Origin of the sequence: Candidatus Palauibacter sp., from assembly GCF_965237495.1 — a bacterium.
In the GTDB taxonomy this organism is placed as follows: Bacteria; Gemmatimonadota; Gemmatimonadetes; order Palauibacterales; family Palauibacteraceae; genus Palauibacter.
The window spans coordinates 2,398,946-2,412,657 of record NZ_OZ250143.1 but is presented as its reverse complement, the minus strand read 5'-3'; the positions used below and the strand labels follow the sequence as shown (position 1 = coordinate 2,412,657).

10 protein-coding genes are annotated in these 13,712 nt (G+C 63.7%); 6 read left to right on the top strand and 4 right to left on the bottom strand.

Annotated elements, in window-relative coordinates:
- Positions 1-108 precede the first annotated feature (108 nt).
- The 3 genes from ACPXY0_RS10565 to ACPXY0_RS10555 are packed head-to-tail and all read left to right on the top strand — an operon-like array spanning position 109 to position 1,413.
- A complete protein-coding gene (locus ACPXY0_RS10565) occupies positions 109-492 on the top strand; it encodes a hypothetical protein (RefSeq protein ID WP_423924498.1) in 384 nt (127 codons plus the stop codon).
- A complete protein-coding gene (locus ACPXY0_RS10560) occupies positions 447-941 on the top strand; it encodes a hypothetical protein (protein WP_423924497.1) in 495 nt (164 codons plus the stop codon). Before ACPXY0_RS10565 ends, ACPXY0_RS10560 begins: the two co-directional genes overlap by 46 nt.
- 25 nt (positions 942-966) lie before the next feature.
- The gene (locus ACPXY0_RS10555; protein ID WP_423924496.1) at positions 967-1,413 is read left to right on the top strand and encodes a hypothetical protein; all 447 of its coding nucleotides are present in this window, start codon (positions 967-969) and stop codon (positions 1,411-1,413) included.
- A gap of 233 nt (positions 1,414-1,646) precedes the next feature.
- Here the strand turns inward: ACPXY0_RS10555 and ACPXY0_RS10550 are convergent, their stop codons facing one another.
- Positions 1,647-2,828 (bottom strand): ISNCY family transposase, encoded by a 1,182-nt coding sequence (locus ACPXY0_RS10550; protein WP_423924495.1) that lies wholly within the window; start codon positions 2,826-2,828, stop codon positions 1,647-1,649.
- A 40-nt stretch (positions 2,829-2,868) separates the two neighbouring features.
- Here ACPXY0_RS10550 and ACPXY0_RS10545 point away from each other — a divergent pair, with 40 nt between their 5' ends.
- A complete protein-coding gene (locus ACPXY0_RS10545; protein WP_423924494.1) occupies positions 2,869-3,846 on the top strand; it encodes a carboxypeptidase regulatory-like domain-containing protein in 978 nt (325 codons plus the stop codon).
- Positions 3,847-4,149: 303 nt separating this feature from the next.
- On the opposite strand, the gene ACPXY0_RS10540 is transcribed toward ACPXY0_RS10545, so the two are convergent.
- The 3 genes from ACPXY0_RS10540 to ACPXY0_RS10530 all read right to left on the bottom strand — a co-directional run bounded on the left by ACPXY0_RS10540 (position 4,150) and on the right by ACPXY0_RS10530 (position 6,780).
- A complete protein-coding gene (locus ACPXY0_RS10540) occupies positions 4,150-5,475 on the bottom strand; it encodes a flotillin family protein (protein ID WP_423924493.1) in 1,326 nt (441 codons plus the stop codon).
- A gap of 37 nt (positions 5,476-5,512) precedes the next feature.
- Complete coding sequence (locus ACPXY0_RS10535) at positions 5,513-6,142, bottom strand: hypothetical protein (RefSeq protein ID WP_423924492.1); 630 nt, start codon at positions 6,140-6,142, stop codon at positions 5,513-5,515.
- A 182-nt stretch (positions 6,143-6,324) separates the two neighbouring features.
- On the bottom strand, positions 6,325-6,780 hold the full coding sequence (locus ACPXY0_RS10530; RefSeq protein ID WP_423924491.1) for a transposase: 456 nt from the start codon (positions 6,778-6,780) through the stop codon (positions 6,325-6,327).
- Between the two features lie 1,250 nt (positions 6,781-8,030).
- Here ACPXY0_RS10530 and ACPXY0_RS10525 point away from each other — a divergent pair.
- Both ACPXY0_RS10525 and ACPXY0_RS10520 read left to right on the top strand, forming a co-directional pair.
- Entirely contained in the window at positions 8,031-12,611 is a 4,581-nt protein-coding gene (locus ACPXY0_RS10525; RefSeq protein WP_423924490.1) for a hypothetical protein, read from the top strand.
- Positions 12,612-13,387: 776 nt separating this feature from the next.
- Positions 13,388-13,696, top strand: coding sequence for a hypothetical protein (locus tag ACPXY0_RS10520; protein ID WP_423924489.1), 309 nt, complete (start codon positions 13,388-13,390; stop codon positions 13,694-13,696).
- The last annotated feature ends 16 nt before the right edge of the window (positions 13,697-13,712 follow it).

Genomic DNA, 13,712 nt, shown 5'->3' with positions numbered 1-13,712 from the left:
TCGTTGCTGTTGGCGACGGGTGTGGCCGGCGTGGCGGGACAGGAAGAACCCTGCCGCGACCGGGCTTCTCTCGAAGTCACAGTCCTGGACGAGTCCGGGACCATAGCGATGCCGGGCGCCATGCTCGTACTCCACTGGTCTGACGTGGAGGAGAGAGCGCTGAGAGAGACGGCAGAGGGGGACGGGAGGTTCTTCATTTGCGTACCTTCAGGTGCGCGAGAGGCGGTGTTGTGGGCCGAGTTGGGTGACCACTCGAGCGAGCAGGCGACCCTCACGTTCGCGCCTGGAGAAGCGCACGAGGTCGAGCTCCGGATTCTGCTCGCGGAGGTAAGTCCGGGCCGGCTCATCGGCCGCGTCTATGACGCACAGACGAACGATCCGGTGGCCACGGCGGCCGTATCCGTCATGGTGAACGGGCGCCACCGCGTGGCCGAGAGCAACAGGAAGTGCGGCGGCTCGGCTACGCTTCGCTCCATTATCCGATCGCGGTGAACCAGGGCCTCACGACGGAGGTGGATATCGGTCTGGTGCCGTCGCCCTTGGAGCTGGAGCCGATCGTTGCCACGGTTACGAGGTTACGACGACTTGAGATCAAGGGGTTCTACGAACGCAAGCACTGGGGAGAGTTGACCGGCAACGGCTACTTCTTCACCGCCGACTATATCGAACGGTGGCGGCCCGGCAGCCTCTACTCGATGGTGGCGATGGTCGTGCCTGGAATCGGACCGGACTTCCAGAATCGGAGAATGAGTTCGGGGTTTTCCGATAAACCCTGCAGGATGCGCGTGTTCCTCGACGGCATTGAGATCCGACGCCTTGGCGTGGGAGTGTTGATGATCGAAGTCGCCGGGGTCGAGGTGTACAAGGGACCCGCGTCCCTCCCCGCCGAGTACGGCGCCGCCGATGCACGCTGCGGCGCCGTCGTGATCTGGACCAAATGAAGGATGGCCACGGATGCAACGTCGGATGAGGGCACACCGTCGGGCTTCGCGGGTCTCCGCCATTGGCCTCGTGTCCCTGTTCGCGACCGGCTACGGCCCGGTGGCGGCACAGGAGGCGGACTGCGGTGACCGGGCCTCTCTTCTCGTCACGGTGCTGGACGAGTCCGGGAGCGTCGTGCTGCCCGGGGCCACGGTGGTTCTTCGCTGGACCGACGCGGAGCGCATGCCGGTGCGCGAGGCGACGGACACGGCTGGCCGCGTGCTTGTCTGTGTTCCCGGGGACCCGAGACAAGCGGTGCTGTGGGCCGAGTTCGGGGACGACTCGAGCGGGCAGGTGACGACATCGGCGCTGGAACGCGGAGTGGAGCGTGAGGTCCAGTGCCGGATCCTGCTATGGACGACGATCCACGACGAGTTCGGCCTGCCGACGATTACGGGCTGGCGGCCAGCGCGGCCCGGGAGGCTTGAGTGACCGCTCGCGGAATGATGCGTACGGCCCGGAGTCCCCGGTTTGTGAGGAGGGTGGTCGCCTGCGCTCCGATGTGGGCAGTGGCCGGGGCCCTCCCCGTGTGGGCGCAAGAGGACGTAGACTGTGTGTAGGGAGCAAATGAAGTTGTCCGGTTTGGTAGCACGTAACATGTCCGGTTTGAACACGGCCCCCGCTCCGGCTCGCTACGCTCGCCTCCGCGGGGGCCGTGTCGCGCGTCACGCCGTCCCTCCCGCCCCGTTCGAGGTCGCCAGCGGACATCCCTGCCGGTCGTAGCGGCCCAGCCGGAGCCTGTCGTGGAACACCGACATGCTCCCGTCCTCGTACTCGTGTACCCGGACCTTCGCCCGCACGTAGTGGATCCGGTGCGGCTGGGGCGCGATCCGGAGCCGCTTCCCGCGGTACGACACGCAGTTGTCGTTGCCCACCGTCCGCGCCTCCCGCAGGCACAGGATGTCGTCCAGCCTCACGTCCGACAGCGGCACGAACGCCGTCCCCTCCCCGGCCGCCTCCACCCCGAACGCCGCGTTGAACCGGGGCCAGTACGCCCCGAGGTACTCGTTCGCCTCCCCCATGTCCGCGATCCCCTCGCGCGCCAACTCGTTGGGCAGGCGTCCCTGAAGCGTCCGGAACAGGCGCTCGCACCGCCCCCGCGCCTGCGGCGAGTACGACGGGATCATCTCGATCCCCAACTCCCCCATCGCCCGCCCGAACTGGGTCGGCCTGCTCCGGTCCACCTTCTCCCCGGCCTTGGGGGTGTGCCAGTAGTGCGAGCCGCGATCCGTGTACAGGCTGGCGAACAGCCCCTTCGCCTCCACCGTCTCCCGCACGCCCCGGAAGCTCGACCACGTCCCCTCCTCCGCCACGCAGAACCCGGAGTACACCCGCCCCGTCGCGTCGTCCGACGTCACGATCAGATCCCACACCCGCCCCGGCACCCACTCGTGCGTGGAGCCGTCCTGGTGCACCATCAGCCCCTCCAGGGGCTTGCGGGGACGTCTCAGCCGGTGTCGGCCACGACGCCGGCCACGCTTCACCAGGCCCGCCCCCTGGAGGCGGTTCTTCACCCACGTGTACGACCGGCGCCCACCGTGATCCTCCACGTACCGCTCGTGGAAGTGCCGCACGCTCCAGCCCTCGTACTCCTGCCCGTACAGCGCCTCCAGCGCCGCCACCTCCGCCGCCGGCGCCCGCCGGTGCGAGCCCCCGGCCACCCGCCCGTCCCGAAGCCCCTCCGGACCGCCCGCCTCGTACCTCGACGCGTAGCGCCGGAACGTCCGCTCGCTCACCCCCAGAACGCCCGCCGCCCACCCCTGCGTCATCTCCCCCCGCAGCCACGCCCGGTACAACTCCTCGAACCTCAACGTCCGCGCCGCCCGCGGCAGCTCCGTCCGGTCCATACCGCCTCCTCCGAGACCATGTTGAAACCGGACAGGTTATGTGCTAAAGAACCGGACAGATTATGTGCTCGTAACAGAGGACGTAGACTGTGGCGGCCGAGCGGAACTGGCCGTAGCCGTCACGGACCAGTCGGGGAGTACTCCGCTGCCGGGGGCCACGGTGGTCATCGAGTGGGGCGACTCAGCCGCGCCGCCCGTTCGGGCGTCCACGCGGGCCGATGGCTTGCTGCTCCTGTGCGTACCGCGTGACGCCGAACATGCCACCCTGCGGGCGGAGGTCGGCGATAATACGAGCGCCGAGGCGTCTGTTCTGTTTGAGCCCGGGGCGACGCCCCAGATTGAACTCCGCATCCCGTTTGACGTTGCGACCGGTATCCCGGGGCGCCTTATCGGCTCGGTGCGCGACGCCCTGACAGATGACCCCGTGCATGTGGTGGCCGTTTCGCTGGTCGGCGAGACTACATGGGTCGACACGGATCGCCAGGGCCGGTTCTTCATGAGCGGCGTGCCGGCCGGCAAGCATGTACTGGAGGCCCAGCGCTTGGGCTACGCGCCGGTTCATCACGTCGTTGCGGTAGAGAACGGCCACACGACGGAGGTCGACATCGCCATGGTTCCGGCACCAATCGAGATGGACCCGCTGGTGACCACGGTGCTCCGGTCGCGCCGCCTTGAGATCAAGGGGTTCTACGAGCGAAAACGATGGGGCGAACTTCTTGGGCTCGGAACGTTCATCACGGAGGACTACATCGAGCGCTGGCGTCCACTGGAAGTCGCCAACTTGGTCAGCATGCTCGTCCCGGGCATTTCGGCGGACCGTTCGGGGCGTATCATCAACAGAAGATCGTCCTGTCCCATGGTCAACTATCTCGATGGCATTCGTGTTGGGAGTTTCAAGGGATGGGTAAAGCCTCACGAAGTCTCCGGGATAGAGATCTACAAGGGTGCAGCCTCTCTTCCCGCGGACTTCGGCGGTTCGGCATCGCAGTGTGGCGTCGTTGCGGTCTGGACAAAATAGCCTCGCCTGGAGCTGCTCCCGCCGGCCCTCGTCAGGCCGCGTCGAGGCTGTCGGCCGTTGTCAGGGGCGAGCCGCACACATGACGGTCGTTCGGGGATGGACGGGCATGGCGGATCGGATCGATCTCCAGACTCGGCCTACTGAACCTCGGAATCTTCTCGGCTTGGTGCGCAACTACAGTACGGTTGCGGCTATGGGTCTCGACGTAAGTCCGCCGCGGACAGCGCTGGTCAGCCGACCCAGCCATGCCGGGATCGGCCCCGCGGCGGACTGTATGCGAGCAAGTGGTGTGAGTAGCCTGGGTTAGCCTGGCGGAAGCTTCGGAGCCGACCCCTCGCCGCCGTCCGCGTCACCCGAGCCCACCGCCCGATCGAGGACCTCCTGGATGTCGAGCCCCAGCACCGACGCCAGCCCCTCCATCGTCCCGTAGGCCCCGCGCACGCGCTGGTTGAGGGCATTGGACACGCCTTCGCCCTGGCCCCCGTCCATGACGACCACCCGGTCGATGTCCACGCCCTTCACGGCGCCGACGGCGATCTCGAGCAGTTCGGGGAGCTTCTCGGCCATGAACACGGCGAACGCCGTGTCGCCGCCCGTCTGGACCTCCGCGTAGAGCCGCCTGAGCACCTCGACCTGGGCCTTTCCGCGCTCCAGGATCGGGGCCGCCTCGGCCTCGGCGCGGGCGAACGCCGCCTGCTTCTCCGCCTTGGCGGGCTCGATCACGTCGGCGCGCAGGCGCTGCTCCTCGCGCTCCACGCGCTTCATCTCGAGGACCTTCTCGGCCTCGACCTCGGCCTCCTGCGCCTTCACGCGCGCGATCTTCTCGGCCGTCTCGCCCTCGCGGTCCAGTTCGGCCTGGCGCACGCGCAACTCGTTCTGGGCTTCGGCGACCTTGATCGAGGCGGCGGCCTCCCGCACTTCGGCTCGCCGCCTCGCCTCGGCCTGGGCCTCCCGCGTGTCGGCCTCCGCCTGGGCCTCCGCGATCTCCGCGGCCCGGATCGCCTCGGCCGACTTCTCGCGCCCGATCGCCTCGAGGTAGCCGCGTTCGTCGCTCACGTTCTGGATCTTGAGCACGTCGAGGTGGAAGCCCAGCGAAGCGAGGTCCTCCCCCGCGTCCTCCGCCAGCGCCTTGGCGAACCCGAGCCGGTCCTCGTTCACCGCTTCCGGCGTGAGCGTGGCGAGCACGCCGCGCAGGTTCCCGGTGAGGGTGTCCTGGGCCAGTTCACGGACTTCCGTCTCCGTCTTCCCCAGCAGGCGCTCCACCGCGTTGTTGAACACCCACTCGGGCTCCGAGGCGATCTTCACGTTCGCGATCGCCTCGACGTTGAGCGGGATGTTCCCCTTCGAGAACGCGTTGGTGACGGAGACCTCGATGGGGATGGTCTCGAGGTTCATGTGCTGGACGGCTTCGATGATCGGGATCCGGAGGGTGCGTCCGCCCGAGATGGAGCGGTAGCCGACGGACTGGCCGTCGGTCAGCATGCGGTTCCGGCCCGTGATCACGGCGGCGCGGTTGGGGGGGACGATCACGATCAAGCTCTTGATGGTGATGATCGCCACGAGTACGACGCTCATGAAGACGGCCGCCACGACGACGGGGCCGGCCAGGGAACTCAGGAACTCTCCCATCTCAACCTCTTTTCTGTCGACCCGACTCGGGCCGGATTCAGTCCTCGAGCAGCTTCATGTTCACGGGCACGACGGTCGCGATGCCGTCCGCCATGCCGACCACGACGACCGACTGGCCGGGGCCCAGCGGCCCGTCGTCCGGACCCGTGGAATCCAGGCGGGCCCGAACGCTGTAGCGCCGCTCGCCCCGCAACACGTTCACCGTACCCGCGCTGTCCGGCCCTATTTCCATCGACACCTCCCCTGTCAGCCCGACAAACGACCGCGCGCCGAGCGCCGTGCCGGCCCCCGAGCGCTTGAGATAGCGGAACACGGTGCTGATGAGGGCGCCGGAGGCCAGACCCGTGACGCCGGCCACGACCGCCGTCAGCGTGGGACTCGCGCCCCCCCAGATGGCGTGCAGCAGGGCCCCCGTCGCCCCGAAGCCGAACAGCGCGTACACGATCGTGCGCAGCGAGAGGAGCTTCGCCACGTCGGCCCCGCCCCCCGCGTCGATCTCCCCGTCAACGTCGACATCCACATCGATGTCCATCCCGTCCAGGAAGTCGCCGAACACGGACAGCGCCAGGAAGCCGCCGCCCACCAGAACACAGAAGATGTATGCCGAGAGCATGAGCGATTTCCCTTTTCCCAGCGCCCAGCGCGTCGCGTTCGACGCGGCGTGCATGCTTCGTTCAGCATACGGAACCTACCGGGCCGCCCGAAGTTGCCGAAAGCGGCACGCGCAACACTCGAGTCGGTGACGCCTCCTGCGGGTACAACCCCCACTCGCGTGCGGTCGCCGCCGTACGTAACCCATTGTTAAATCTGCACTTGGCTGCTGCGGCTGGAGAAGACGGTCCGGGAGGGCTAGTTCGAGCCAAGCAAGGAGCAGATCGAGGCGCTGGAGCGCTTCGATCCGGAGTACCGTGAGCGGCACATGGAGGTGAAGAAGACGGGGGCACTCGCGGCCGCGGGATACCTCTTCGCCGGGCACGGCCGTCCAGATCCTGAAAACCACGTGTCAGCCGGAAAGGGGTAGGGGGCCACAGCGTGGCGTGCCCAAGAAGTTTTTAGAAGGGCGATCTCCACCTCCTTCTTGCCCAGGAGTTGCTCCAGGTCCCGGATCCGGCGCTCGTACTCGTTCACCGCCATGTCCCCGGCGAAGACCTCCGGCGCCCGCTCCACGAAGCGCCGCTTCCAGAGCTGTGCCGAGTTCGGGTGCACTCCGTACGCCTTGGCCACCTGGCCGGGCGTCTTCCCGCCCGTCAGGACCTCCAGCACCACCTGCGCCTTCAGCTTGGGCGTGTACCGCCGCCGTGCCATGTCAACCTCCTTCCGGTCTGCCAGGCTCTACCCCGCGCAGCACCGCGCCCGGAGGTCAAACGTCACAAAGGTGGGGTGTCCAACTCTTGGGGGTCACTTCATCCCCTCATCATCTTTCCCCTCATCATCTCATGTAAGGTTCGGCTAGTTCGTGGCATCCAAGACAACGAGAGCAAGGAGTTTGGATCGGAGACTCTTAAAAAGATAGAGAAACCCATGTCCACTGCCACGCGCGCCAAGGCTACGGCGCTCTCTTCACAGGCCTTGGTTTGCGCCGACTAGGTGTGAAGGATAACCCCGGGGCGAAGGTCATGAGACCCATCCGTCGCCACGAGTGGACCGGCCAGCTGCTGTCGGCGGGCGCGCGACTCTCCTACGCCCTCCGCGGACCGAGGGACAACCCGGAGATGGAGAGCTTCTTCCCTCGGAGACCGGCCGCCCCTGACTATCATCGAGGACTTCTACCGCGAGGGCTGAGCAGCACAATAAACCCGGAGGTCGGGTGTCCAACTCTTGGGGGTCACTTCAAATCGAAATCCTGGGGTTGACCTGACGACGTAGAGGGCCTGCCTTGCCGCCGTCCACGGCCGGCGGCTCCGCCAGTCTCGAGGGCTCACGCCGTTGTGGTCGCGCCGATGGAGTTACAGTAGGTAGATGTGCGATGTCGCTTCCCAATATAAGTAGTGACGCGAGGTAACATCGCTCCGGATCGACCTCACGAGGCTTGAGTTCAAAGGTCAAGAGTTTGGTGCGGCGAATGCAGCGTCAGGTGACGGCACGTTCGTTGATCCTCGTTTGAAAGCCCTCTGGGGCTGGAGCCCCCGACTCCACCACCGCCTGAGCCCACCTTGGTGGAACTCACACAGGCAACGGCAACCTTCGGGGCGCTGGGCGACCGATGACGATCCGTGCTGTCGTCCGTGACCAGTTCGGCGCTGCATTGCCGGATCTCGACATAGTCTGGATCACGGATGATGCCGAGGACCCCGGGCGGACCGATGCGATTCCACGGACATGATCCGCCCGGATTCAGTAGCATCTGGCGGGTAACGGGCCCGTCGGCAACACGAAGTAGGAGCGATTAGATGGGTAAGCTACAAGATGTACTGTCGCGTCGAATCCTGTGGTTCGCGCGACGGCGATTCATGCCTGCGGAGGCGCATGCACGGATGAAACAATGTCCCAAAAGGCCGGGGCTGGCTCTTGCTCTGGCTGTAACGGTCGGTCTTGCGTGCGCTGAGACTGAAGCCGTGGCACCGAGCGAGGTGCCGGCACCCGGCTCAGTGAATGCTCCCCAGAAGGACACGGCGAACGTCTCTGTTGCTGTCGGGGCAACCTACGTTGTGGAGACTACGTCACCGTATGGACCGCCTTTTGTTGTCAGCGGTAGCGGTGATCCGTTGATCGCCACGGTTCGGGGCATGACGACCGATCCGGGTGGTGTCCATTCGGTGGAGGTTACCGGAGTCGCGGAGGGCTCTACCACATGGGATGTCGTCTGGGACGATTATTCCACTGCTCCATACTCGTTCGGCTTGAGTGTCAGTATCACGGTCACGGCGGGCTCTGGAACGCCGCCGGTGGCTGTGCCTGTGGAGCGGGCTCTGGTGACCGTAGGTGCGACGCACACCGTTGATGTCGGGTACCAGCCGACGGTTTCGAAGACCGACGGTGATGATGGACTGGTGACAGCCACTCCAACGACCACCGGAGCGACATTCACGGGAGTTGCCGCTGGATCAGCAACCTTCCGGCTGGAGTGGACGAACGGAGATGCTGAGACGCAGCAGCGGGATGTGGTGATCACGGTCACGGATGGAAACGTACCCACCGACACTCTGGAGCTTGAGATCGGTGGGCAGATAGATGTTCCATCAGGTGGCATCTCGGCGGTGACGGTCACACATCTCGGCGGTGACGAAGATGTGGCGACGGTGACTGCCTATCACGAGAACAGGGTTCATGGCGCACGGGCTGCGGGGAATGAAACAGGCGTGGCGACATGGCGGATGACGTGGCAGAACTACGGTCAGGGAGAGGTGGCTGGTCTTCGCCACCTGTACATCGAGGTTCTTGCCGAGGCCTCTACTGACTCGCTGACCGTTGCAGTGGGTGCGTTTGATACGGTCACGGTAGGCCATCAGCCGACGGTGGAACACACAGGTGGGGATGCGAACTCTGCTCGTGTCACGGCGACGAGTACGGGAGCAGAGATTCTTGGTCTTGCACAAGGAACATCCGAACACCTGCTGACGTGGGACGATCCATCCCTGATGCCCTCGAAACAGAGGAAGCGTCTCACGCTCACGGTTCCGGAACCGCCTCCACCTCCCGTTGACAGCATCAAGCGTCTCAAGATCGGACGCTCCCATGAGGTGAATGTGGGCTACGAACCGGTATCGGTCTCTTACACCTCTGGTAACGAGAGGATCGTCACGGCGGCGGCAACCAGTACGGGTGCGACCATCACGGCGGTGGGAGAAGGAACAGCCAGCCTCCGGTTGATGTGGTTGGACGCGAATTCAATCACATGGATGCGCGATGTCGTCGTGACGGTTCCGCCTCCACCGCCGCCGATTGCTGATTCGCCGATTCTCGCTCTGGGTGACACGATCTTCTGGGACAACAACGGTCTGCCGAGAAACGACGTGCGTCATGTCTCCGGTGATGCGGGAATCGTGAAAATCGAGCCCTATATTGAAAGCGGCAGAACTGGAGTGCGAATCGTCGGCCGATCAGCCGGGTTTGGGGTCTACGAGATCGAGACGTTCGTGACCTCACCGCGGATCGCCTTCGTGAAGCGTAAGCTGTACATCACGGTACTTGCATCTCTGCCGGGCGGTAAGCAGGCGCTGGATCTGATCGATTCGGACAGGTCTGTACAGGAGGGCGACACGGTCTATGTCCGTGCGATTCTTCAGGCACCGGCCGATGGGGAGGTGCGGATTCCTCTCACTCTCACTGCTCAGCCGCTGCCGGCCTCGGTGGGTCGACATGGATACGCTGAGGAAGCGCTGACAAACCGAGATGCCGCGTTCCTCGACTCGAACGCGACGACGATCGTGATCGCGGACGGCGATCAGTATGGAACGGTCGGGGTTGTGGTTGTGGATGACGCTCACGTCGAGCCTGCCTCATCGGAGGTGGTGAGGATCACGGCTATCGTTCCGAATGATGTGGAACTCGCGTCGCGTGGCTCATATGCGGATCTCCGAATTGCCGAGGGTGTCTGTGATCGGCACCCGGGCCTCCACCGCAGCTACCGTATCGGAGCTATCCAGGATGCGCGCTGGTATGGTTCGGAGTGCTACGAACTAACCGATGGGGCGATCTCGTCCATCAAAACGTTCGCGGCGAATCTGGGTAACTCGCAGAAGACGGCGGACTTCAAGTTCGGAGACTTCGCTGGTCTAACTGCGGTGAAGCGCTTCACGCTCGCGGGCTTCGAGGGTGAGGGGTCGGCGTGGAGCAATAGCCTGTTCCGGGACCTGAATGCCGTCGAGCACCTTACGCTCAGCGACTGGCAACTTCACACGATTCCTACCCAGATGTTCCACGGGATCAACGCGGCTGTGAAGTCGGCTATGCTGCATATGGATGCCCATGGCAACGACGACCCGACCCGAGAGGTGAACGCTGTCGTGATTGCGGCTGGAGCCTTCGGTCCGCTGTCAGGTGTGGATCGCATCGAGCTCGGTGGTTTTCATGCCACGCGGCTCACGAGGTCGTCGATGAGAGTTTTTGCCGGCGTGAAGGATGTGAGGATCAGAGACTTCCCGCATCTGACCACGATCAATGATGACGCGTTCAAGGACTTGTCGAATCTCACCCAGCTGCGTCTGGTGAACCTTCCGCAACTGGGAGACCGTGGTCTTCCTGATGGACTGCTCAGAGCCCAGGTAGCAACGCTTGAGGGCCTGTATCTGAACAATCTGGGTCTGGTCGCGAAGCGTATGCACAGGCTCTTCTCGGGCGTCACACCCCCGACGGCGCTCATCAATCTGGATCTGACGGGGAATAGGTATGCGACGGCCCGGTATGTCGCTCGTGCTCTGACATTCCCGAATCTCCGTGGTCTGCACTTCGAGAGTAATCGGATCGCAACTCTCGATCCTGCGGCTTTCGAGGGCATCAACCTGACGACACTACACCTGAACAAGAATCCGGGCGCACCGTTCCAGATCGCGTCGAGGTTGCAGGTAAAGGATGACACTCTGGTCCGTGTGCGTACGGATGCTTCGCTACCGGCAGCGCTGTCGTTCCGAGTGTATGGACAAAACTTGGATGGAGATGAGCTCTCTCTCTCGATCCCGCCGGGTTCGAACTACTCGGATTGGACGTCCGTGACTCGAACCGATCAGTCGCAGCAAGTCCTTCTGCGAGCGACTCTGGGCGAGAGTCTCTCGGATGATATCACGGGCTTGGCGCTCGCATTCTCGGAGCAGGGTGCTGGCGAGGCGATCCTTTACAGACAGCCGGGACAGGGCGGTAACAGACTGCCGGTCATCGTGAAGGACTTCGGTGATATCGGTCTCTCTCTGGGCAGCACGACGCGTCCGGAGGTCGCTACATGGACAGCAGACCTGACTAGCTACGTGCGTGGCGAGGTCGCGACTCGCGCTCTCACGTACTCGGCAAACTCGGCCGATACTACAGTGGCGACGGCTGTTGTGGACGGAGCGGAACTGACGGTTTCAGGGGTAGCGATGGGCACGACCGTGATTACCGTTACTGCTGCTGATGGACCGCAGAGTCTGTCCTTGACGATCGCTGTTGAAGTTGAGCAGATCGATGGAACGAACTTCAATATCCAGATTGTCAAGGTGGGGGATGCGCAGCGTGAACCTCTGTCGAGCGTGATCGATCGAGCGGCAGCTTATTGGGAGTCGGCTCTGCGGGATGCGCCGGATGTGCCACTTGATCCGAACGGATCGCGGCTCAGCTGTAGGGGTTTCAGGCTCCCCGAGAGGCAGTCCGTGGTCGACGATATCATCATGATCATCGGCGCGATCTCGATTGATGGCGACGGAGGGACTCTGGCGAGTGCTTCCGTGTGCGTGGAACGCGACGGCTCATACGGCAATGCATCGGAGCTCCCGGTCATGGGTCGATTCGTGATGGATCGCGCGGACATGGACTATCTGAACAGCACTCCGGGTGGCACATACGGAACGGTGCTGCATGAGATGGGCCATCTTCTTGGTATCGGCTGGACGTGGTACGATAAGGCGCCGATCGGTGGTCTGTCCTACGACCCGGGTGGTGACAGGTATCACTCGGCGAGCAGATATCCGTTTGTAGCTGGATTCTCTCCGAACAAGCTTCTGAATGGAGCTGATATCGCCTATCTGGGCGTACAGGCTTTTGAGGGCTGGAAGGATTCAGGCGGAACCCGTTCTCTGTTCCCGCTGGATGGCGCACCTATTGCGACTGAGGGTGGTGGAGGTTCGTTCGGTGTCCACTGGTCGGAGGCTCGCATGCGTAGCGAGCTGATGACGCCTTACAAGAACCATCCATCTCCGCTCAGCGCGGTCACCTTCAACTCACTGACGGATCTGGGCTGGACGGTGTCCACGGACTTCACAGCTGAGGCGTACAGAGTACCGGGAGCTGCTCCCGAAGTGTCCGCGGATGCTGCGGCTGACCAAGGGACAGCGATCGATCTGTCGAACGATGTTCTCTGGGTGCCGGTCACGCGGGTGAGTCGGGATGGTCAGGTAACGGACCTTTACGAACCACCTCAGATGAACAGCCCCGAGAATCTGCGAATTCTCGACCTGATCGATGCCGCGCTGCGGCGAGCAGGTCTCCGGCTGGATGATCCGTTCTGATTTGAAGTCCTGACCCCCACGGGCGATTCTGCCCGTGGGGGGTCAGGTATGCAGGTATCGGAGTGATGGTAACCCGCTGAGCAGACTCCCACGAAGAAGACGACATCGCGTCGGGGAACAGCTTGGGTTCGTTCGGTGATGGGGGTTTTCTCGGCATCGTTTGCATGTACTGTAGCATCACTTACATTAGGCATGACCTGCTTGTCGTCCTTGAGCCGGGTAGGATCGATGGTCGGATCTTCCGGTTGGATGGTTCTCCGCCGCGAAAACCGCCGCTCTCGGGCGTCTCCTGTTACCCCAGGGCGCACCGCTTCATGCCTTACCGGCGTATCGCCGCGAGCGCACCGATTCGAGCGTGCACGGACGGATGAGTGAGGCTCTCTCGGTCCGTGGTCTATCCATTCACGTCGGCGGGACGGCGGAGCGCGGAGGCCGGCGAACTCGGATCGCTCCGCAAGCTGTTCGACCGCGACTCGATCCGCACGATACTCGGAGGGGCGGCTTATGAGGCCGGGCAAGAGCCGAAAGCCTCGCGGCGGCGACGAGCCTCAGCCAGCGACCTTCACCGGACCGCGCCGTCCGTAGTTACGTAAGCCAATACGGGAAAGTATGTTACGGTCGATAGTCACATCGGTGCCCGGGGGCAGCGCCTAAATCTCCGAGATCGCTTCATGTAATGTCCCGCCGACTCGAGCCATCTAACGCCAAGTACAGCCATAACGGCCTCGCAACAGCGCGGTGTTCGTCCTTGCTCGGCAACGGAGGGGATCCAAAACATGAGTGAGATCACGGTGACCGACCTCGCACTCGACGATCTTCACCTCAAAGACGTTCGTCTGCAACTGAGAAATCCCGTCATGCAGAGACCGTACCTGACCATGGAGTTCGCGCTGGGGGTACACGACAAAGATGATTTCCTCGCGGCACTGGATGCACATGTGCAACGCGAGCGATTCACGGACATCACGGTGGACCTGAACCGGAGGACGATCGCGATCGGCAGTGAGCGTTGCGGCGTCGAGGAGGGAACACTCAGGCATTTCCAGGAGATGGCGTACAACCTTCTGCAGCGCTTCAAGCCCTAGCGCTCTCTCGCTGCGG

What these genes read in the sequence shown, in the direction of transcription:
- ACPXY0_RS10550 (WP_423924495.1), bottom strand. Translation starts at nt 2,828, where the DNA reads ATGGACCGGACGGAGCTGCCGCGGGCGGCGCGGACGTTGAGGTTCGAG.
- ACPXY0_RS10555 (WP_423924496.1), top strand. Translation starts at nt 967, where the DNA reads ATGAGGGCACACCGTCGGGCTTCGCGGGTCTCCGCCATTGGCCTCGTG.
- ACPXY0_RS10540 (WP_423924493.1), bottom strand. Translation starts at nt 5,475, where the DNA reads ATGGGAGAGTTCCTGAGTTCCCTGGCCGGCCCCGTCGTCGTGGCGGCC.
- ACPXY0_RS10565 (WP_423924498.1), top strand. Translation starts at nt 109, where the DNA reads ATGCCGGGCGCCATGCTCGTACTCCACTGGTCTGACGTGGAGGAGAGA.
- ACPXY0_RS10520 (WP_423924489.1), top strand. Translation starts at nt 13,388, where the DNA reads ATGAGTGAGATCACGGTGACCGACCTCGCACTCGACGATCTTCACCTC.
- ACPXY0_RS10535 (WP_423924492.1), bottom strand. Translation starts at nt 6,142, where the DNA reads ATGCACGCCGCGTCGAACGCGACGCGCTGGGCGCTGGGAAAAGGGAAA.
- ACPXY0_RS10530 (WP_423924491.1), bottom strand. Translation starts at nt 6,780, where the DNA reads ATGGCACGGCGGCGGTACACGCCCAAGCTGAAGGCGCAGGTGGTGCTG.